The organism is Spirosoma koreense (genome assembly GCF_054777875.1).
Genome location: NZ_BAAHAC010000030.1, coordinates 104,235 through 126,313, shown reverse-complemented (window position 1 = coordinate 126,313; position 22,079 = coordinate 104,235). Strand labels below are relative to the sequence as shown.

At 41.8% G+C, this 22,079-nt stretch carries 18 protein-coding genes; 11 read left to right on the top strand and 7 right to left on the bottom strand.

The window, feature by feature from the left end; genetic code table 11:
- Window positions 1-27 precede the first annotated feature (27 nt).
- The 3 genes from ACYVC2_RS32540 to ACYVC2_RS32530 form a co-directional block, all read right to left on the bottom strand.
- Entirely contained in the window at window positions 28-768 is a 741-nt protein-coding gene (locus tag ACYVC2_RS32540; protein ID WP_231780118.1) for an SDR family oxidoreductase, read from the bottom strand.
- 476 nt (window positions 769-1,244) lie between these two features.
- Window positions 1,245-2,243: an alpha/beta hydrolase gene (locus ACYVC2_RS32535; RefSeq protein ID WP_461109959.1), complete on the bottom strand. Its 999-nt coding sequence runs from the start codon at window positions 2,241-2,243 to the stop codon at window positions 1,245-1,247.
- 343 nt (window positions 2,244-2,586) lie between these two features.
- Complete coding sequence (locus ACYVC2_RS32530; protein ID WP_461109957.1) at window positions 2,587-3,117, bottom strand: DsbA family protein; 531 nt, start codon at window positions 3,115-3,117, stop codon at window positions 2,587-2,589.
- 687 nt (window positions 3,118-3,804) lie between these two features.
- Between ACYVC2_RS32530 and ACYVC2_RS32525 the strand changes: the two genes are divergently transcribed.
- The 3 genes from ACYVC2_RS32525 (at window position 3,805) to ACYVC2_RS32515 (ending at window position 9,441) form a co-directional block, all read left to right on the top strand.
- Window positions 3,805-5,895 (top strand): histidine kinase dimerization/phosphoacceptor domain -containing protein, encoded by a 2,091-nt coding sequence (locus ACYVC2_RS32525; RefSeq protein WP_231780115.1) that lies wholly within the window; start codon window positions 3,805-3,807, stop codon window positions 5,893-5,895.
- Window positions 5,896-5,957: 62 nt separating this feature from the next.
- Window positions 5,958-6,986, top strand: coding sequence for a response regulator (locus ACYVC2_RS32520; protein WP_231780114.1), 1,029 nt, complete (start codon window positions 5,958-5,960; stop codon window positions 6,984-6,986).
- A 394-nt stretch (window positions 6,987-7,380) separates the two neighbouring features.
- Window positions 7,381-9,441 (top strand): sigma 54-interacting transcriptional regulator, encoded by a 2,061-nt coding sequence (locus ACYVC2_RS32515; protein ID WP_231780113.1) that lies wholly within the window; start codon window positions 7,381-7,383, stop codon window positions 9,439-9,441.
- A 68-nt stretch (window positions 9,442-9,509) separates the two neighbouring features.
- On the opposite strand, the gene ACYVC2_RS32510 is transcribed toward ACYVC2_RS32515, so the two are convergent.
- The gene (locus tag ACYVC2_RS32510) at window positions 9,510-11,984 is read right to left on the bottom strand and encodes a tetratricopeptide repeat-containing sensor histidine kinase (RefSeq protein ID WP_405520718.1); all 2,475 of its coding nucleotides are present in this window, start codon (window positions 11,982-11,984) and stop codon (window positions 9,510-9,512) included.
- Window positions 11,985-12,954: 970 nt separating this feature from the next.
- Between ACYVC2_RS32510 and ACYVC2_RS32505 the strand changes: the two genes are divergently transcribed.
- The 3 genes from ACYVC2_RS32505 (at window position 12,955) to ACYVC2_RS32495 (ending at window position 16,050) form a co-directional block, all read left to right on the top strand.
- Window positions 12,955-13,356 carry a response regulator gene (locus ACYVC2_RS32505; protein ID WP_231780111.1) on the top strand — a complete coding sequence of 134 codons (402 nt, stop codon included), beginning with the start codon at window positions 12,955-12,957 and terminating at the stop codon, window positions 13,354-13,356.
- Between the two features lie 524 nt (window positions 13,357-13,880).
- Complete coding sequence (locus ACYVC2_RS32500; RefSeq protein WP_461109954.1) at window positions 13,881-14,369, top strand: hypothetical protein; 489 nt, start codon at window positions 13,881-13,883, stop codon at window positions 14,367-14,369.
- A 532-nt stretch (window positions 14,370-14,901) separates the two neighbouring features.
- Window positions 14,902-16,050 (top strand): 8-oxoguanine DNA glycosylase OGG fold protein, encoded by a 1,149-nt coding sequence (locus ACYVC2_RS32495; protein ID WP_461109952.1) that lies wholly within the window; start codon window positions 14,902-14,904, stop codon window positions 16,048-16,050.
- A 531-nt stretch (window positions 16,051-16,581) separates the two neighbouring features.
- Here the strand turns inward: ACYVC2_RS32495 and ACYVC2_RS32490 are convergent.
- Entirely contained in the window at window positions 16,582-17,196 is a 615-nt protein-coding gene (locus ACYVC2_RS32490; RefSeq protein ID WP_461109950.1) for a recombinase family protein, read from the bottom strand.
- A gap of 429 nt (window positions 17,197-17,625) precedes the next feature.
- On the opposite strand from ACYVC2_RS32490, the gene ACYVC2_RS32485 reads away from it, so the two are divergent.
- From ACYVC2_RS32485 to ACYVC2_RS32475, 3 genes are all read left to right on the top strand, one after another.
- Window positions 17,626-18,210 carry a Crp/Fnr family transcriptional regulator gene (locus ACYVC2_RS32485; RefSeq protein WP_461109948.1) on the top strand — a complete coding sequence of 195 codons (585 nt, stop codon included), beginning with the start codon at window positions 17,626-17,628 and terminating at the stop codon, window positions 18,208-18,210.
- A 17-nt stretch (window positions 18,211-18,227) separates the two neighbouring features.
- On the top strand, window positions 18,228-18,629 hold the full coding sequence (locus ACYVC2_RS32480) for a cupin domain-containing protein (protein ID WP_461109946.1): 402 nt from the start codon (window positions 18,228-18,230) through the stop codon (window positions 18,627-18,629).
- A gap of 578 nt (window positions 18,630-19,207) precedes the next feature.
- Window positions 19,208-19,528, top strand: a complete 321-nt coding sequence (locus ACYVC2_RS32475) for a DUF5712 family protein (protein ID WP_461109944.1) — start codon at window positions 19,208-19,210, stop codon at window positions 19,526-19,528.
- 56 nt (window positions 19,529-19,584) lie between these two features.
- Here ACYVC2_RS32475 and ACYVC2_RS32470 read toward each other — a convergent pair whose 3' ends face one another.
- Entirely contained in the window at window positions 19,585-19,884 is a 300-nt protein-coding gene (locus ACYVC2_RS32470) for a hypothetical protein (RefSeq protein ID WP_461109943.1), read from the bottom strand.
- Between the two features lie 122 nt (window positions 19,885-20,006).
- Entirely contained in the window at window positions 20,007-20,429 is a 423-nt protein-coding gene (locus ACYVC2_RS32465; protein WP_461109941.1) for a hypothetical protein, read from the bottom strand.
- Window positions 20,430-20,774: 345 nt separating this feature from the next.
- Here ACYVC2_RS32465 and ACYVC2_RS32460 point away from each other — a divergent pair, with 345 nt between their 5' ends.
- Both ACYVC2_RS32460 and ACYVC2_RS32455 read left to right on the top strand, forming a co-directional pair.
- Entirely contained in the window at window positions 20,775-21,155 is a 381-nt protein-coding gene (locus ACYVC2_RS32460) for a hypothetical protein (RefSeq protein ID WP_461109939.1), read from the top strand.
- Between the two features lie 57 nt (window positions 21,156-21,212).
- A complete protein-coding gene (locus ACYVC2_RS32455) occupies window positions 21,213-21,668 on the top strand; it encodes a response regulator (RefSeq protein WP_461109937.1) in 456 nt (151 codons plus the stop codon).
- Window positions 21,669-22,079 lie beyond the last annotated feature (411 nt).

The window sequence follows — 22,079 nt, the reverse complement described above, 5'->3', positions numbered from 1 at the left end:
TTTTAAACTGGGAAGTGATAGTTTAACTTATTCATTTATCCAGTCGTCGAACCGGATTACGCCAGGATAAAAATCACCCTGTGGCACCAGAAGGGATTTCGGGATGTCAAAGAACATATACTTATTCTGGTCGTTGGCTTTAACTGACTTGTCTCCTCCCTTAACTGAGAGGTATTGGGTAACGAACTCTGTCATTGGCGCGCGCTCAGGGCCTGCGATTTCCACCGTGCTGTTTTTGGGAGGTTCCAAAGCGAACTGGGTTACTAATGCTGCCACATCTTCTGCGGCAATCGGCTGGTAATCCACAGTGGAAACATGAATGTGTTCTTCATCGGATTGTACGGCAATAATGGTCGTAACATGCTCGTGGAACTGCGTAGCGCGGATGATCGTATAAGGAATGCCTGACGCCTTGATAATATCCTCCTGCTCCTTTTTGGCGCGCAGGTAGCCGATGTATTGTGCCCGATCTGTTCCTACGATCGATAGTAAGAGGTGGTGTTTGACACCGGCCGCTTTTTCCGCAGCAGCTAGGTTCCTGCCGGCGATTCGGAAGAAATTGATTGCGGTATTTTCCTCGGGAGAAGAGGAGTTAGAAAGATCAATAACCACTTCAGCGCTATGCAATGCGGCCGATAGCCCTTCACCAGTCATTGCATTGATACCGGTAGAAGGAGAAGCTGCGATCACCTCATGCCCTAACAGCCGCAGTTTTTCGCTCACATTTGATCCGATCAAACCAGTGCCGCCAATAATTACAATTTTCATAATACGCATTAATTAAACATTATTCGGAATTGACATATACTGATTGAAGTTGCTGGTAGTAGTTCCATTTTCAATCATAACTTTATGTATTGCTCATGCCCTTTGAAGTCAATGATCGAAGTTTTAATAGGACTCTACTCAAAGGTTGTACCAATACGATTTGGGTCGACAAAACCCTTAAATCATGCGAATTGCTCAGTTTATGCTAGTTATTTACAATCTGCAAAAATGTACATCTCCAGTTTTATGGATAAACCTAAATTTTCGTAGCAGTGACAGATATATTATGGCTACAGTAATGCTAGGAGTACAAAAATTTTCAGACTATGTAAAGCTTTAGTTAGTTCTTAAAAGAGTGCTTCCAAACTCAAAAAGGAAATAATACAATATGTCTCTTCAGTGCATACTTTACACGATTATACATATCCAGACAGTAGATGATTTTACAATCATCTACTGTCTGGGCGTTAGGAACATTAGCCAAGATATTTTTTCAACTCAGCAGCTGCGTGAACAAACAATGACTTTACCGGAGGCAATTCGGCTAGACCATTGAGTAGACCAAAATCATGAATTACACCATCGTATCGGATTGTGGTAACCGGTACACCAGCTTCATCCAGCTTGCGACCAAACGCTTCCCCTTCATCCCGTAACACATCATTCTCGGCAACTTGAATAAGTGTAGGAGGGAGCTCTCTTAGCTGCTCAATGGTTGCCTGCAACGGTGAAGCAAATATCTGTTTTCTATCCTTCGGATCTGGGATGTACATATCATACATCCACTTCATTAGGGGCGTTGTTAAGAACCGATCCTGACCATATTGCATATAGGATTTGGTCTCAAAATCAGCATCAACGATTGGCCACATCATGATTAACAGTTTAATATGCGGACCACCATTCATTTTGGCCTTTAAGGCGGTCACAGCCGTCATATTTCCACCAACACTATTGCCTACTACCGCTAGGTTTTTACCATCAACGCCAATCTCATGGCCGTTATCGGCAACCCACTTTGTTGCAGCAAAGATTTCATTAATAGCGCGTGGAAAAGGGGCATCAGGCGTACGTGTATAGTTGATAAACACGGCTGCAAAACCTGATAGAACAACGAGATCTCGAACCATCCGTTTATGCGTTGGAAAATCGCCAAGTACCCAACCCCCACCGTGAATAAAAATAAATACGGGTAATAATCCCGGTACACCCGTCGGCCGCAAAATATCTAAATCGATCGTATAGCCATCAACCTCAACGGTTTTCTGAGAAAGGTAAATTCCTGATAAATCGACAGAAACAGATGCTTGAGCGTTTTCCAGAACTGCCCTGGCTTGCAAAGGGGGCAATTGTTCGAGAGGTGGGCCTCCGCTGCTATTTAGGATATTTAAAAAGGTTTTGACGCCAATGGAAAGATTTGGGTCGTCGTTTACAGGTACTGGTTGTACATGATTAACCACTTCGATTGTGTTCATAATTAACGGCATTAAAAGGTGAAACAATTTGAAAAGCAAAGGGAACCGTGGCATGACTGGTTGGCATGTCGTTCATAATTGAAGCAAAGTAGTTGGCAACCGAAAAACCGTAGACGTAGGTCTACTCGGACAAATGGCAAACTTTGATACGTGGTATATTAGGGAAGATGTAATAAGCCTACTTTCCAGGTGACGTTATAGGTTGACTAAATTAAACTCTTACCAATCGTTCATATCACTAATTTTATTGAAGTTTGGAACAAGCATTTAGTTGCTAACGAATGTATATATACGTTATCTATTTAATAAGGCTAAACCCAGAAACTAAAAGATTTCAGTAAGATCAGTTGTTAGTTATGGATGAAGGCTTTCGGGACTGTTCAAGATGAAAGCTTACAAATGGAGTGAGCTTTGCACTTGTAAATTTCCCATGAAACCGATGCCCATTCACAAAAAGAGCTGGAGCTTGGTTCAGACTTAGATTAGTTCCCTCCAACCAATCAGACTTGATAATTGTATGAATGTGATCACATAGCAGGTCGGGGATGAACCGATCTTGTACAAGTCCGAGTGTTGAAGCAAGTTTTATCAAAGTCAAGGTATTGATTGTCGGCAGGGAGAGTAATGCATTATACATTAGTTGAAACTTATGTTGCCTTTTGGCAGCTTCTAAAGCGATTGCTGCTAATACAGATTCTGTTTTTTTCAAATCAGGGAAATACCGATATCGATACTCAATTTGGTCAGAGAACGGTGCAATACTAGCGCTGATAATTTGCCGGGCTATTCGGCTTTGGGAAGTGGTAACATCACCAAACTCGGTGATGTTCAGCAATTCACAACTCGTGAAATAACCTGGTTGATATGTGCTCATAGTGACCAATCTAAGGTGGAAAATCAAGTCCTTATTCAAGCAGTTGAGTAAGATGCACGTGGTGGCAGTTGCATCTCGGCAAACAGATTCATTAAGTGTATTCCGAAAAGCATGCCAAACTGTCGGAGATATTCTAAATAGGGAAAATCGAACAGAAACCTGTGTTTATAGGCCATTTTTCGTCTAAATCACTGAATTTTAGAGAAGACGCCCTAATAATCGCTCCAATGAATTGGAGTTATTTAATCAATCGCTCCAATGAATTGGAGCGATTGATTATGCCTTGCTAATGCCTGGTAATTCTGTTTTGCCCGCCCTACCTACTCTAGATTCAATTTTCCAGTATTAACTATCAATGGATTTGATACACTCCTCACTTCACTGAGATTTGGCCATTAGTTTCAGGATTTAGTTATTCGTCAGTTCACAGGTAATTCGGCCATTTTAGACTGTTGTCTGAAAGACTGTAAGAAATTTGGTAGCTAAGTTGTAAAGAGAACCGATATGGGGCGGCTATCTTTTTTTCTCCGAATTCATGGAATCCTTTTTTTTGTTGTCTGGGCACCTTCACTCTGGGCAACATCTCCATCACCTAAATACATAGACAGTCTTCGTGTTCAGCTCCAAAAAAGCACGAATGATATTAGTCGAGTTGGATTCCTACTGGCACTAGGACATGCATTCGTCATGAAATCGGGGGAATTGGCGAGCGATTTAGACACTGCCTATCAATTAAGCTTACGCGCCTATGCACTAAGCCACAAGGTAACGTATCAACGAGGGAAAGGATTGAGTTACCTGCTCGCGGCTGAAGCATTACGTGAGCGCAGTTATACACAGCAAGCCTGGCGATTAACGGAGAAAGCGAAACAAGTGCTTAACCGATATGGACATGCAGAAGACCTTGCGGATGTGTATATGGTTCAGGCCTTGTTTTACTCGGTATCTGATCGGGATTTATCGGTTCAAATTCAACTTTATGAACGAGCGATTCCCTTACTGAGTCGAGCAACAAATACAGTAAAGCTAGCGGAAGCCTTAAAATACCGGGGAGACCTTTATCAGTTGCAAAGTCATAATCTGAAAGCACTTCAGGATTTACACATAGCCCTCAAATTGTATCGTTCCATTAGGTATACTAAACTACAGGAGCTTTATGATTTACTAGGGTTTGTTTACAGCAAAATGGGTGACTATGAAGCTGGTCTGAACTATGGCCTTTTGGCCTTGCAAACCGTTGAGGCTGCCAGAGATACTAATAAACTGGCAAAAGTGTATAGTCGTCTGGGAATCACCTATAACGAACTCAATCAACCTGATAAGGCGCTAATCTATTTTCACAAATCGTTGCGAGCCGCTCAAAAACAATACAGGCCGAACACAATCATTCTTTTGGGGACAACGATCAGTGCCATACTTACTAGTTGTGATGCAAAAGCCCTCAGCACGCTTAGAATCCAGGATGCTGTGGATCATATGGAAAGAGTTATTCAGAAACTCCCTAATACGAAAAAAGATATTGATTGCCAATTGGCTATGGCGACCTGCTATGTGAACTATTACAGTAAACTGAAGCCTGATTATACACGGGCTAAATCCTACAGTAACCAGTTGGAGGCAATGCTCAAGGAGAATCTCGGCAAGGATTACCATTCTTACATTTATGCCGTGTTGATTCCCTTTTATATCCAGAGCGGACAGTATGAAAGGGCGCGACGACACCTCATTCAGAATGAACAGTTAAGCCTGACAGCACATTATGCCAAAAAATTAGCGGTTAATCATTTATGGTGGTTTAAACTGGACTCAGCTCAAGCCTTTTACAAATCGGCTATCATCCATTATCAACGTTATAAGGCAATTAACGACTCCCTAATCAGTGAAACGACGAAACAACGAACCGCCTTGTTCGAAGTTCAGTATCAAACCAGGGAAAATAAGCAAAAAATTATTCAACTAAATCAGCAGGCAAGACTTAAAGAAATAGCCCTACAAAAAGCCCAAACAACCCGCAATTTTATCATTGCCGGAGCAGTCATGTTGATAATCCTTTTAGGATTAGTCTACAATCGGTTTCAACTTAAACAAACGAGTCATCAACAATTAGTAGAGCGGCAGAAAGTGATTGATCACAAAAACTCAACCCTACAAATTTTGCTGACTGAAAAAGAATGGTTACTCAAGGAAATCCATCATCGGGTAAAGAACAATCTTCAGATTGTCATGAGTTTGTTAAACTCACAGGCAAGCTATCTGGCGGATAAGGCTGCCTTATCCGCCATTCAGATCAGTCAACATCGGGTACAGGCAATGGCGTTGATCCATCAGAATCTCTATCAATCTGACAACGTCAATCATATTGATATGCGCCAATACATTCAGGAAATTGTGACCTACCTGCGCGATTTTTACGACTTGCCTCAACCAGTTACCTTCTCCTTAGCCGTACAGGAAACTCACCTGACTATTACCGAGGCCATACCAGTTGGTTTATTGATTAACGAAGCGATTACCAATGCCTTAAAGTACGCCTTTCCCGATGAAAGACCCGGTGAAATAAGGGTCTCGTTTCGTTCTATTGAGTCCAATAAATTTGAACTAACCATAGCTGACAACGGTATTGGGCTCCCACTCAATCCAACTACAGCCCATACACCTTCGTTGGGAATGACACTCATGCATGGATTTAGTATGCAACTAGGCGGTGAGTTGACGATAAAGAATAATAACGGGCTACTTGTTCATTTACTTTTTTCAAATGAGTTGACTGATGGCTAATCAATTGCATGTCTTGCCTAAGAATGAGTATGTGCAATTGAGTTTCAACATCCCTAAGCAGTATGTCTTTTAATCAGGTGAATGAGCATCCGGTATCCCAGACCATCTTAATCGTTGAGGACGAGTTCGCTGTGGCGAACGATTTACGACTCATTTTGGAACGGGCCGGTTATATAGTCAGTGGAATTGCGCTAAGTGTAGCTAAGGCATTGGAATTGAGTAAATTAACTCGACCAGATTTCGTATTGGTCGATATTTATTTAAAAGGTCAAGAGACAGGTATTGACCTCGCTCGATACCTTAGTAGCAATCAAATTCCGTTTATTTTCCTATCGGCAAATACGAATACCAGTGTATTAGAAGAGGCTAGAATGACGAAACCATTTGGCTTTTTAGTGAAGCCATTTCGAGAGAAGGATGTTCTAGTGGCATTGGAAATAGCATACTATCGCCATGCGTTAAGCCTTGAAAATCAACGCTGTCAAAGGCAGAAACAACAAATCAATTTGCTCAGTACAATTGCTGAACCAGGTAATTGGGACAATTGGTTGCTTAAGCTACTAGCATATTTTCAGACGTACATACCGTTCGATTTTATTCAAATTACCTTTGACAGGAAGCCGTTTTCTGAATCCCAGGAATCAACTTGTTACATGAGGATCTCAGAAGACGAATTTAAGTTTGTTCCAATTTCAGTATTTACGGTCGAAAAAGACCAAACTGAGAAGGAGAAATACCCGCTACCACAAGTCAATAAGAACACGTCGACATCTTTCCCGAATAGTGATAGCGATACTACTCGATACAACCATCATTTAATTAAAGAGCTTATTATCAATACATACAAGTATAAATCCAATCTCAATACATCCATTTATACTGCGAATTGTGGCCAGTTTTTATTCGATTTTTACAATCAACATGATCAACTTTACCAGGAACAGCATTGGGCACTATTGGACCAGTTAAAACCGGCACTAACATTTACGATTAAACAGATGCTGGCCTATGACCAAATCGTGCAGCAGACCGCCCGATTACACGAAGAAAATGTGTCTCTACGCCAAAAGCTGAGTAAGCAGGATGAATAGTTACTTCCAAAAAGTTGATTCGTGATTAGTAACAAAACAAATAGTAGCCTCGGGAAAAGTTATCAGGCTGTATTCAAAATGACCTATTCCAAGGCTCACATTGCAGGATTTAGCCTCAGTTGCTATTCACGGCCTACTCAGGATTCAATTTGGAGAACTCCAGTTTTTTGGAGAATTATTAATTTCCTGGAGCATTTTTTGTGAGTTATCACAGCAATGAATGTTGAGCAAGGTATAGAATAGAGTGAATTGAAATTTTTTGTAATTTTTTAATAATGCTTTGCGTAAGCAAGGAATGCGAATTCAATAATGAACACCTACTAGGTAATAAAAGGTATAGTTGTTGTCGTACTAACTTATCCTCTTTTCACAGTAGCCCAAACTGTAACGTCTTATGCATACTTCCTCCATCGCAGGACAAAGCTCGATAGAGCCTTATACTATATTAATTGTCGAGGACGAGTATATCATTGCCAACGATTTACAGCTCATACTTGAGCAGAATGGGTATGTTGTGCTTGGTATTGCAACATCAATGCGCAAAGCAATTGATATGATCAGCCAACATCAGCCGAAGTTGGTGTTGTTGGATATTTATCTGAAAGGCCGGGAAACAGGTATTGATTTAGCCCATCACCTGGAAGAACTAGGCATTCCATTTATTTATATTTCTGCCAATGACAACCCAGGGGTATTAGAGGCCGTAAAAGCTACTCAACCGAGTGGGTATATTGTTAAACCGTTTAGGGAGCAGGATATTTTAACGGCTATTTCGATCAGTCGATACAAACAAGCTCATAGTGTTGAAGTAAAACTTCGGGAGGAAAAATTATTACAAATCGATCTTTCAGAAGCATTATCTCTTTCAGAAAGCTGGACCGATCGACTCACAAAAATTGCCCAGTTGTTACAACCTTATATTCCCTTTGATTTTTTAACGGTTCGGTACCAACAGCGTGGGAGAAGTTCAAGTTTTCATTATTACCGAGTTGGCTATCAGGAATTTAATGTGCTAACGCTAGAGGATATACTTCAGTTATCTGGCGATAAACGAACCGGCGAAATTCAGGATCAAATTACCTTCTTTCCTGAACAATTCTCTCGTTTTAACTTTGAGAGTTTTGATGAGTTAGAACGAAAAGATCCCTTTGTTCAAACCCTGGCAAAATCATTTCGATTGGTAGGCGCTATGGCTGCCCCATTCCAATTGAGTAATGGTGATCGATTTTTGCTTTGCTTTCTAAGTCGTAATCCTGATGCGTTTAAAGTATCTCATCAGGCTCTCCTTGAACGTCTTGAGCAGCCGCTAGTCTTAACGCTTGAACGCGTTCTGGCTTATGAGGAAGTGGCTCGCCTTAGTGAAAAACTGAAGCAGGAAAATTCCTATTTACAGCAAGAGGTTCAGAAATTCAATGACTTTGAGGAGATCATCGGCAGAAGTGAGCCCTTGCAAAACGTTTTCAGGCTTGTTAATCAAGTCGCTCATACGGATACGACAGTTCTCCTTTTAGGGGAAAGCGGAACGGGAAAGGAATTAATAGCCAGAGCTGTACATCAATCGTCTTCACGTAAAGGGAAACTGCTAATTAAAGTAAATTGTGCTGCGCTTCCTACCAATCTGATAGAAAGTGAACTTTTTGGCCATGAAAAAGGGGCATTTACGGGGGCCTTCGAAAAGCGAATTGGCAAGTTTGAACTGGCTCAAGGAGGGACCTTGATGCTGGATGAAATAGGTGAACTACCCCTCGAATTACAGGCCAAGCTTTTACGGGTTCTTCAGGAAAAAGAGATAGATCGAATTGGGGGTAAAACACCCATTAAAACGGATGTTCGGGTGATTGCAGCCACAAACCGAAATCTAGAGGAAGAAGTACGAGCCGGTCGGTTTCGATTGGACCTCTATTACCGATTGTCCACCTACCCAATTATTATTCCTCCACTACGAGATCGATTAACAGACTTGCCTTTACTAGCTACGTATTTCGCCCGAAAAATGGCCCAGAAACAGGGTAAGCCATTTATTGGCTTTGCCGAGAATGTAATGCCTTCCTTACTGAATTATAATTGGCCGGGCAATATTCGGGAGCTAGAAAATGTGATTGAACAAGCCGTAATTCTCAATTCTGGCCAAAGTCCTATCGAGCTAGGTCGATCACTTGGTAAATCGTTATTGGGCGAACTGCAATCCAGCTATCAGCCAGCTAGTCAGCCTATAGCAATTACGCAGTCAAGTCGAACTGAAAGTTCACCCGTTGATTTTGAATCCATAATAAAGAGCCAACAAGAAGTGGAAAGGAATTACATATTGGCCGTTCTACAACAAACTAATGGCCGAATTCGCGGCAGTGGTGGAGCTGCTGAACTGCTGAACCTTAAACCAACCACGCTGGAATATCGAATGGAAAAAATGGGGATTCGTAAGGTATTGATCATAAACCCTCCCGCTACCGAATGAAACCTTTCTAAGAGATTCCAAAAGGGCCACTAATGAAAAAAGGCGGTTGACTGCGAGATAGATGCCTTTCAGTTTTCCTCAGTAAATATCAGGCTAATCAGCACGCCGGTTTCACTTGTTATTGTTAAGGAAGCGTCCAATTGTTGGCTAAAGCCTTTAATAAGCGTCATACCCAATGAACGGCTTTGCGAAACGTCAAAGCCGGGAGGTAGGCCCACACCATTGTCAGCAATAATCAATTCACAGGAAAGTTCAGCTATTCGCCTGAGCGTTATTGTGACGGTTCCAGACTTATCAACTGGGAATGCATACTTTAAGGAGTTGGTGATCGCTTCATTGATGATTAGACCAACTGGAATTGCCTGCGTAACCTCTAAATCGATCGATTCTACGTTTAACTCGAACAAATGCTGTTGCTCGACTTTGAATGAATTACGCAAGTAGACTACAACTTCCTGAATAAAGGCTCCCATGTCTAAGCGGGCCATACCTTCAGACTGATAGAGTTTCTGATGAATCATGGCCATTGTCTGCACCCGGTGTTGACTCTCTCGAATGGCCGTAATAGCTGCGTTGTCGACAAGGTAACTAGCCTGCGTGTTTAATAAGCTCATGACCACTTGCAGGTTATTTTTCACCCGATGGTGGATTTCCTTCAATAACCATTCTTTTTCGGTTAGTAATTGTTGTAGGCTGCTATTTTTTTGATTGATTTCCTTCTGTCTTGCCTGAAGTTCAATATGTTGAGTTTGTAAGATTTTCTGTTGATCCAGGAGTTGTTTATTGTTTAGTTGCTTCAATCGATACCGGTTATAACTTAAACCCAGTAAGGCTAACAGTAAAATACTTCCCACAATCAACGCATTCCGTTGCGTCTGGTGAGACCTGTTCTGAATCGTTAACAGGTCTATATTTTTTTCTCTAAGTGCAAGTGTTTGTTCCTTCTTTTGGGTTTCATACTCTATAGTCAGCCGAGCAATTTGCTGGCTTTTTTTCTCATTAAAAATTGAATCCGTTAAGTTTTTATACGTTTGATAATGGTTGATAGCTGCTTTATAATTACCCTGTGCCGAATCTACTTTGAAACGCATTAATTGGATTTCAAGCTGCTGGCTGGGAATTATTCGTTTTTGCGATATGGACAATAGATGATGAAGAAATGGATCTGCTTTTTTAAATTGAGCATTATCTACATAAAACTGACTAATTCGTTGCCAGGCAGAACACTGAAATTGTAAGGCAACCTGTTTACTCCAGGCTACACTAGCGAGGTAGTACCGTTCGGCTTTTTTATACTGTTTTAAGGCGCTGTAGCAGTCTCCATAACTTTGATTTAGCAGAATATTATCTTCATAGGTGACTGATTTAATTTTGCCTGAAATCGTCTGTAAAAATCGTAAGGCTTCCTGAGATTTTCCTAATTTTAGAAAGGTAATTACCATCCGAGTGATAAGCCCAATTTGAATGACCAATTCACTTTTCTGGCGGCTAATTGCCAGTGATTTTTGATAATATGTTAAGCTTTTTTCATATTGATTAAGTCCGAAATAAGCATTACCTAACCTGAAATAGGCATAATCTAATTCAGCCGATTGCCCATTTTTCTCCTCGGCTTTTACAACCTGAAGTATGTAAAACAATTTTTGATTTAAATCGCCCTTGGCCTGACTTAAATCTGACAGAAAGTAATTTGTGTTGGAAAGATATCCATATTCACCTGGCCGATTGTAAACACTTGACATTGCCAGATTACGATAGGCTGCTGTTAATGCTCTGAAACCAATGACATTTTGGATTGCCAGGGCTTGGGCTGCTCTTTGATCTGCGCGCCAGGTTTCTCCGCTATCTAATTGGAAGTGTTCGAAACCCATTTCTAATAAAATCAACAGTTCCAGCGCCTTACTCCTGATTTGACGAGATAGCGTTAATCCTGTTTCCAGCGCTTTCATATTTTCCCGGCAATCATCGCAATAGGTAGTTGTTGCCATTCGCAGCCATACCTTAACCTCCCCTGATCGATCCCCCGCTGTTTGCCGTGCCTGAATTACCTTCATAAAACTGGCCCTCGCTTTTGGCCAGTCTTTTTTAAGGATATAGGCGACTCCTATTAAATTCTGACTCTCCTCTGCCAAAAGGTTATGACCAATTGATTGACAAATCCGTTCTGCCTTTTGGAAAAAATAAATAGCACTATCGCGCTTGGCATACCGAAGTTGGGTGGGTCGAAGAAGTCGCTTCCCTTGCTCGAGAAATAATCGTATTCGGCTCGAATCACTTAGTTGCTGGGAGATGCGGGCAACTTCTCCATTATTCTGCTGCTCAAGATGATAGATAGCCTTCAGATATAATGATTTGTCAATTCCATGGTTAAAGTGGATTGTGCGGCTTAACAGTTCTGCTAATTCAGAAAAGTGACGTGCACTGTCCGACAATGCTTTATCAGCTATCGGACTACTTAAGTAGAATTCGCTTAAGCGGAGTAATGTCCATACCTGATTTGTATCTGTTACGGTTTTAGTGACCGATCTGAGAAGGCGATCCACTTCTTCTCTTGAAGCAGAAGATTGCGCCTTACTATAACTTATAAATAGGAATAACCATGCTAAACATAACAGAACACCTCTCGATCCACACGAAGGCATATAAATGGAAGATTATACAAATTAGTCTACTAGTTGAACAGACAGAATTTGATGTTCAGTTATTCATAGGCAAATAGGCCTACAAGAATCAAGCCCTGATTGTAGCTTTTTCTCAAATGAATTAAGTGGGGGGATTTGTTATGGATTAATAATGCAAACAGATTTTGAGAGAATGCCTGTTGATGGCCCTATTAGAGCTTCAAATAACCATTAAAGATTATTTAACTGGTAAAATTTGCTCTGAAAATGCACTAGATAATTCGAGAAAAGTTGTATACAGCAAGGAGGACTATCCTATCTGAAGAAGAACCGAGAGGTTTTTTGACATATTCCTTGCAAGGCAAAATTGGGTTACTCCAACTTATTGGAGTAACCCAAAGAACTGTAGATCGATTGGAGATATCTTCTAGCTTCAAAACTCAAATGTTCGCCTAGATTTATAAGCGATCTGGAATTATTACCCTGTCTCTGTATTGCAATTATTTATAATTCCTATTCGCAGAAAATTTTGAATGGAACAATTGATTAAGCTGGCGAATTAAGGATAACCGTATACTCGGAATTATCTACAATTTTACGTTGCTAATTTTTTTGGAGTTACGCTTAGATTTGGATTTATACGACAGAATAATTCGTCGCCGTCCAAGATAAAATAGGTATACAGCATGTTTTGGGGTATTATGAAGATTTTATTCGATGGCACATGCTTTGATTTAGTAATACCATCTATATGAAGGTAGTCTATTTTTTCATAATGCCTAGGGTAGTAATTTTCAACATATAGTAAATTGAAAATCCGCCATTCTTATCAATGATTTTACGGCTTTATTGGGATTGTAGAATATTCTGATTTCGGCCAAACCTAAAAAACATGAGGACTATTTCGGATTGGATTTTAATTGTCGAGGACGACGAAGACGATCGATTGATAATAAATCAGGCTTTCGAATCAGTTTGTCCGGATCTTGCTCGTGTTTTTGCAGTTGACGGTGAAGAAGCACAACTTTTCATACAAGCTCCACCTTTTCCCTTGTTTGTACTCTCCGATTTGAATATGCCTCGTCGAAATGGCCTGGAGCTGCTGCAGCAATTTCGACTCCAATCCGTTTTCAAAACGATCCCATTCGTAATTTTCACAACTTCATCCTCTGAGGAGGATCGAGATAAATGCTATCATGCTGGCGCTAATGCTTTTGTTTACAAACCGGTTCAATTCGGTCATCTTACGAACCTAGTGCAAAGTTTGGTTAATCTTTGGGGGCCAAAAGATTGAAAACACTGAGCTTATGGGCTTTTACCAGAAGAAAAGGAGTGCCCTGCGGCCGTCCTCAATAGCCAGCACTTGCCAGGCATACGGGCCAAAGTTTATGATGTCGTCTTTAACCATTCTCTCTATATCGTATAGGTCAACAAGATGTAGTAACAGTCTGGTTAGTCTACTTTCTTAATCTCAGTCGCACTGGGGTGATCTTAAATTCACGCCGTTGACTATTCCAGCAGTGTACCCGCTGACCATATTGACTGATCACCGGGACTGGCCAGTCAATTTCACCGTTAGCCGCAACTAACTCTTGAGCAATCTTCGGGTCAATTAGCGTTACCAAGTCATCCAGCTTGAACTCAATGTTTTTCTTCATAAATTACTGGAGTAACTAGTCTGCTAGTTAATTTAGGATGAACTATTTTAATGGCTATAAGTCAATATACTACTTGCCTACTGCTATACCAGCTTAATAGTCAGTAAGCCAGTGCTTATTGGCTACCTTTGTTGTTGATAAAAGTCTTAAAGTCAAGTAAATGAAAGCATCTAACATCCGTTTTTTTTCGCCCAGTGAGAATCAACAGAATACGGCCAAATCTGAAAAAGCCTCAAAGCCAGCTAAAGTAAAGTTAACCGGTTACGTTTCGACGGCTGGTAAACTCGTATTGCCGGCCAAGACCGTGGCTCATATAGGTGTCGATCTAGACAGAACATCCTTCAAGGTAGGCATGGACGAGGGCAAGCGTAAAGCCAAATCGTTGTATTTAGTGCCAAGTAGTACAGCTGAGGGGACCTTCGTTTTCGAGAAAGCGGCCAAAAGCTATACGTTGGCTTTGCCTTTTATTCTAAAAAAGAGTGGAGTTGATTTCACCAAAACCAAATACGACTTTACGATTTGTCTTTTCGAGTACGAAGGCACCACCGCCTTTGAACTAAAAGTAGCTCCTGAAGCACCGGCCGTTAAAGTACCTTACATAGGCAAGCCCAGAGGCCGAAAGCCAAAGCAGGCCTCTGACGCCGAGTAACGATATTGAGCCCTGATTGAACAGGGCTTTTTTTGTTTTTTCTATAAGGGAGATAATGCCCTTCTTTCAACCGCCTTTTCGATTAGAGACCGTTCTTGCTTCGGTTTCCAACAAATTTTATCCAAACTGTCAACCTGGCAGATTTTACGTTTGGAAAAGCCCTAAGTGTTGATTTAGCTTTGGTTTGTCACAAGGCTAGAACGCACCTTCATGTTTTGTGACAATTTGCCTCCAATTTTATGCTCTTCTCAATCCCTTTCCAACATTTCTATTTCGAAAGACCTCAAGAATGATTAGAACTTCATGCCTTTTCCTATTTTGCATAATATTTACGATGTTCATTAACTGTCAAATAGCAGACTCATAACAGATTTAAGTTGTACCAATTGGATTTTGAACTGATGGTCCATTTAAACCCCTTGCTGTAGGAGATACTTATAGCTTTCAGTATCTTATGAGTACACCTACCAACGAAGTAAGAAAATTATAACACCAAAATTCTTCGCCATTAAGCCTACTTATAGAAACTAAGATGACACTTCCTGTTTACCTAGCTCAAAATATTGATCAAATTAAATCATTACCCGAACAAAATATTGCTTTGTGGAATAAAAGCTATGATTATTTTATAGATGCTTATCCAGTAATTCAGGATATATATAAATTATTCCCAACTCGAAATATTCAAAGAAAGGACGTTATTCAACTTTTCGAGAACGACTATTTTATAGGATTTTTAGCGAGTATGATGTGGGGAGGGATCAATGCTACACAATCTAAGGAAAGAAATGATACACATTTTGGTAGATTGCTTGAGCATACTGTCAAAAAACGTAAAGAACTTGAACAGAGTATTCAATATGCTGAAAAGCAGATAAAGAAAGGCAACTTTAAAGAATTGTTTTTGTCTTTCGATTCAGGATGTAATAAAATACCTGGTGTTGGTCCTGCTTATTTTACAAAATTGTTTTTCTTTTTGGGCGAGATAAATGATATAAAAGTTAAACCATTAATTTTTGACAAATGGACTTCTAATGCTCATTGCGCTCTTTCGATTCAGCTAATCGAAAATTATCCAGAGCGTAAATTCTATTATTCCGGTATAAATAATAATTATAAATACCAAGTAAACTATAGTAACAAGCAAGATGTGTATGCTCAATATGTTATTGATTTGAATAATTGGGCTGATACATTAGAAGTACCCGCTTCTAAACTAGAGCAATTTTTATTCGGATTCTCATTAAAAACTACAAAATCAAAGACCAATCCTAGGTTGGAATTATGGAATATAATTGAAAACCATTTTATTTCATTTGGTGCCAAGAACATTTCTTCAATATTATTGCCAGAATTAACAGAATCACTGAACCGTTCATTCACTGAACTTTCCTCGAACGATAAATACTTTCCTTTGCAATTAGAACTAAAAAAAGCCGTTCAAAATAACATCTTTAGCGTGAGTTTAACTATTGATGAAATTGAGGAGATAATTCAGCAACCTTTACCCGTTTGGGCGTTTACTCACGCAAAAAGCTTTTGGGGAAATAGCGGTTCTGAGTACCATGTTCAAAAGAATGCATGGTTATCACAAGGGTTTAAAGTAATATTATCAAATGTCACTCCGGAAAGAAATGGTATAATTACTTTTACTAAAACTCAAGCTGCACACATATTCTAAAATTTATTACTGATGCCTGAATTAGCCTGTAAAGTTGCTGACTTACAGAGGCTGCTCTTATACTGAAAATCGGAACTGCCTGCTATAGGCTTTACAGACTTCTTCAGGTGTCAATTAGACTTGTTCTTTCGCATGCTTTCAATAACAGCTTTTATGAATCGGACCTATAAACATCCGACTCTATGTTCTTGATTTAAACTACGTTTTTAGTTATTATAATGGGCTTTAATGGCAATCTGACCAAGCTGGAGGGTGGTCATGGGTAAAAACTACTACGTATTTCCATTTGAATTCGCTTTGCCACCAAGCTAAGACGCAGATTGACTAATCGTATTGGGGAGATTGTTTTATATAACCGGTTTGAATGGGACCTCCTTAATTTGTTGTAATAAGCTTAAGAATTTTTCCGCTTCAGTTAAAGTCTCTTATCCACTTTCCTTCTCACAGAACTCATAATTGACGACCCAATCTGCTTCTGATTCATTTTACATATCATTTACGGTCATCCAATAACTGTAAAATAGGGCAATTTTAACGGATTAATATAGTGGCGATTGGATGTTGAATTGTGGGCCCAATTTCAACCCCTCGCTGGCGGAGGTACTTATATAATGTTGTTTTCGAGATATGTAACTCCCGAGCGATTTGCTCCACCGAGAATTTATTCTCTTTATAAAGACTTTCGGCGATGCGGGCTTTTTGCTCACCTACTTTGGTAAGCCCCTTGCGACGGCCTAAGAGTTGACCCCGACGACGAGCGGAGGCTAAACCGGCCAATGTTCGCTCCCGGATGACTTCCTTTTCGAACTCGGCTAGGCTGGCAAAGATGCGAAAAACGAGCCGACCCTGAGCCGTCGTGGTGTCAATAGGATCGTTTAGGCTGACTAGCCCAACATGTTGCTCCTCTAACTGAGTGACGATCTCGATCAAATGATTCAAGGAACGCCCCAGTCGATCTAGCTTCCAGATCATGAGCGTATCGCCTTCCCGGATGATTTCTAGTAACCTATTTAATTCAGGCCTTTCGGTTTTAGAGCCGCTAGCTTTCTCCTGAAAGATTCTCAAGCAGCCGGCTGCTTTGAGGGCATCTAGCTGAAGAGCTAGATTTTGGTCTTGAGTTGATACACGAGCGTAACCTAACTTCATGATACAATAGTGTCTTTCCCACGTCATGGACGTGAAAGTGAGCAATCTAGTTTCGATTCAGAAAGCAGGTTGTAGGCGGTGAAGATACAGAATTATTGGGGCAGCTAATTCATAAAATTACTAGAATAGGTTGTATCGGTTATTAACAAGTAAACGGATCTATCTTCTTTATCAGAAATCGTTCGTTTAAAGGGGTTCTTTTCTTGGTTATATCAAAAAAGTACAATTGTTCTCAAAGAGATACTAGCATGTTGCCTACAGGCCATCTATTAGCAGAGTACTATTTAATCGACCAGGTAACCCTGTTAAAAAATGGTTTTCGTCGGTCATGCCAAGCTTCTCTAGTTGACCCATCCGGTTTTAGTAAAAAAGCAACAGGTGTAATTTTACGGTGCTTACCTACTAGCACGACGGTAAACATCCTACGCTATGGCCCTCATCGAGCAGCTTTCCCACCAACTAGGCTTATCGCCAGAATTTCCGGCCGAATTTTATAGCACGGCCGAATCGATTCAGCTGGCCAGGCATGATTACTTTGTTCAACAGGGAAAAGTGGCCAACTTCATTGGTCTGGTCACCGAAGGATCGTTGGTTTCCTCCACCCAGACCCAGGACGGTGAGCAGTCCGTGGACGACTTCTTTTTACCGGGCTCCTTTGTGGCCTCCTACCGGAGCTTTCTCACCCGGTGCCCTTCACCAGGCAGTATTCAGGCCTACAGCCCTACCACCCTATATGCGATTCCCTATCAACGCTATAGCGCTACTGATCAATCGCTGGATTGGGTGAAACTCTTCAAATACATCAGTGAGCAGCTCTTCATACGCAAATGCGTCAAAACAACGTCGTTAATGACCGAAACGGCCGCCCAGCGTTACGCTAATTTAGTAGCTACCTATCCACTGATTGAACAGCAGTTTCCCCAGTATTTGATTGCCTCCTTTCTCAAGGTTCGGCCCGAAACCCTGTCGCGGATCAAAAGTCTTGATCTACATCAAGCAAAAGCCCATCCCTAGCCGCCTACTTTTGAGCCATGAAAACAACGGCAGCACGCATCAACTTGCTGATTCTTATCTGGATGACTACCTCCGTCGGCATGGCTCAGACACAACTCCTTCGTAAAGACTTATTGCAGGTACTACTTACCAAACAATCCCTTTCTCAAATTGACATTAAACAAGTAACCCTACCGGCTGGCCAGGCCGCCCCTACGCATATGCATCCCTGTCCTGTGGTGGGCTATGTGGTATCAGGCAGCGTGTTGTTTCAGATCGAAGGGGAAGAAAAGCGGGTGATCCACCAGGGCGAAGCGTTTTACGAACCCAAAGATAAAGTCATCCTCCACTTTGATAATGGCTCACCCCAGGAGCCGCTCACTTTTATTGCCTTTTATTTAAAGGAAGCCGATGAGGCCCTGATCAAACTCGTCAAATAACCCTCCCGGCACAATCGATTAAGATAGGTGGCTAGCCTTAGTCAACTAGGTATGCTGATGGGTAATCTTGCCGTTTTATGATAACCCTCCTCGTTTTGGCTGAACGTTAACCTGTTTGACCAGCTGGTTTTTACTCTGCCGCAGGTATGAGAGTCCTCCTCTTCGATATAACCGGCCCCAATGATTAGCTACTTCGGTATCGACAGGGCGACACCCCTCAGCCAATATACAGGCGCTACTTTTCGTAAATGCTTGACCCATACCCCCAGATCAATCGTTTTCCAGGTCGTCTAACGACTTAGACCTGTATATTCACCCATAACCAAACGGACTTGTTAGTATACTATACGGTAAGTACATGACGATGATGATACTCCACCCAGCCTGGTGCGGGCTTTGCCGATCTAGCCTTGTGGTACAACCGGGTCAATGAATTGACCTTGCTTCGGCTGGAATCCGATGAGCTAACAGGCGGGGCTGGTTGATAAAAGGTTACCTGCCCGGGTCTATAACTAGGTTGTCCTTATGGAGTAGGCCTACTCCATAAGGACAACCACAAGCAACGGTTACTTAGCCCGATGAACAATCATCGAGGCCAGAACAAGAGCGCCGTGCATGATCACAAGTTTGGCCAGTTCAATCGGGTCGACTTCAAGGAGCGCAGCGAACAGGCGTTTAATCTACAGTCGGTCTACCGTCGGGAGCTGGAAGTGAGCTTCCGCTACCAGAACACCATGAGCAATGGGACCCGCCAAGGGAAGGCGGCCATGACGCTCGAACTACGCGATGGGCATCAGGAGCACCAACTACAGGTAGCGGCCGATCGCCGGCGGGCCGAAGAACTACGGCTACAGGCTGAGCAGGCTAAAAAAAATAGAATTGACAGCAACAAGAATTGAGTAGTCAGCAAAAACAGCAGCGAAACCGAGGGTTAAGTTTATAAGTTGGCCATGAATCAATCTTGCTTCTCTTTGGAAGAATCGGTTTTAGGCTTTTCAGTCGAAAAGATTGAATAACCTAACCCTATACTGAACCAAGGTTTACCTTGGTATTGCCATCCGAAATTCTCCTGATTTACACGGCTAAGGTTGTCGTTACCCATAAAAACGCCCACCTGTATCTTCTCATTCTCAAACATGTAACCAACCGATAATGAAAGGGCAGTAAAATTATTGGTCTCTGTCAGTAGGTTAGCGTTTCTTTCAACGGAAGGCGCATCTAAAACAACATTGGATATACTGTATCCTGTGAGCACTGTGCTGGTAAACCGCCTTCTTTCTTTGTGTGGAAATTTGTATCCTACTGCTGCGCCAAAATTGAACGAGCCAGAAAAATCATTTTTACCAGACTGCGGTCTAAACCTGAAAGGAAAGTTTATTAGCCCAATGCTAAACCACCAGCAATTGTGTTATCCCCCACGGCTAACTGTTCAATAGCCTCCACCGGAACAGTAAAGTAAGCTTGGTCCTCGCTGGGTCTGGACTCTTCGGGCTTTCCTGTGTATTTGCTAGCGGCGGAGCTTATCACATTATATTTTTTAAATTCTAGTATGTTATTGGTATAGTCTAATATCCTGATGACAGCAGTTTTGTTATCATTGATAACATCGATAACAGCAAAGCGCTGACCAGGATTGTTCTCTATGGGTCTACCACCAGTGGCAGCACCTCTTATATCTGAAGGGGTAAGCAATACAGGCTTAGTCCATCTGTATATTCCGTTTTTAGAATACTTGGAACTCTGAGCAGAAACTATACCTGATATAAACAGAAATAAAAAGATGTACAAATAAGTTTTCATAGCTACATCAAATTAGCAGTTATAGTAACAGATTTGATCCGCTAAGTACAGCCGCTGAGAATTGATGATCAACGGGAAAATTCCCGTAATTATATAATAAGATAATTACATGTTATCATTAGAAATAATATCATACGTTAGACAAAAAATGCTATGCCGTAGCTGATCGTCAACTGGCCGATGAGATATAGCTACAGGCAGAGCAGGTTAAAAAGATAGCACTGAGTCAGCAGTGGGAGTTAAAGATTTAGCACGAGCAGGGCCGTATCCGCGGCTTGGAGATAATCCTGTAGGTAAATTCACGGTTGAAAAGGGGAAAAAGAACACCGATTAATTTTGTCCGTCATGAATAAGCGATTTTCAGGGCCACGAGCCGATTACACCAACACCGTCGACGGCAGTGTGATTGCCATTATGGATCTAGACCAAGGCAGTAAGAGCGTGACAAACGATATAGAAAACGGGCTTGAGGATGTTCGGGCTGAGCTGGGGGATCTGGCAGGGTACCGCACCGGCGGACCGGCGGTGATCTACCAGGATAGTACGGGCCGCTGGAATGGGCCGGGCCGCCGGTACGGTGCGATTAATGAGCCGGTCGGTGCAATTTTATGTCCTCGGGGAGTGGGATCAACAGCAAGCAGCCAATCGCCTTTTACACCTGCTGTCCTCACAAAGGCATTGATAATGATACCCTTAATTAGTTCTTTTGTTGAAGTGAAGCATTGATTTTGTTAAACAAAAAAGCGTCTTTTAATGTGTTAATAGGATCAAAAGACGCTATTCATGAAAGCTGCCGATAGTCATCCCAATCAACACGTGTGCGTGCTCATCGCAACTCCTAGCCCAACTGATCAGCACTTGATCGCTCAGCGTTTACAAACCTGCTGGTCCAAGGTCGAGTTGCTTTATAGTGCGACGGTTGATGAAACCCTCATCTGTTTGTCGACGACGGCCATGGAGTACTATAATTTTCCGAGTCTGCTGCTCCTGGACTTGGACATGGCCCCTCGGCCCCTGGCTTGGTCGCTACTGGAGCAAATCCGGGCTAGCTATCGCTTGTTACCCATCGTGGTCATCAGTTCGGATCAGCAGCTAGAAACGATTCAGCAAGTGTATGAGCTAGGCATTCAGGCTTTTGTCTATAAGTCGCCGGATCAGGATCGCTGGCAAGCGCAGTTGGATGAGCTAGCCCATTACTGGTTGACCATCGTTACCCTGCCCAAGCAACTTCCCCTATAAAGAGGGATCCAACGAGCCTATGACAATAGAATGAAAAGAAAATAAGGTCTGCCGACTCATCCCTTGCCGAATACAGTCCATTTTATTCGCTGCTGTATATCCCTAAAAGTTCTATTGATTGTTGGTAGTCAGATTGTTAGCTTTACGGCGCTGTTCACGTTCAACTCATGAAGCCGACCGCTACTCCTACCCCGACGGACTTTGAGACGTTGCTTATCCGTTATATTCGTCAAGTGAGTAAAACCTATCCGGTGCCTGAAAAGATGACCCGTGAGTTACTGCGGGAGATCAGGGCGAAGAAGCGAAAGCCCTATGAAAGGCCTTAGGCTGCCTCAGGACGATTGCTGGATGGCATTCGAGGTTTTTGTCTCTAATCGCTTAGAGGATCACCCCTGATCATGGCCCTTAAAC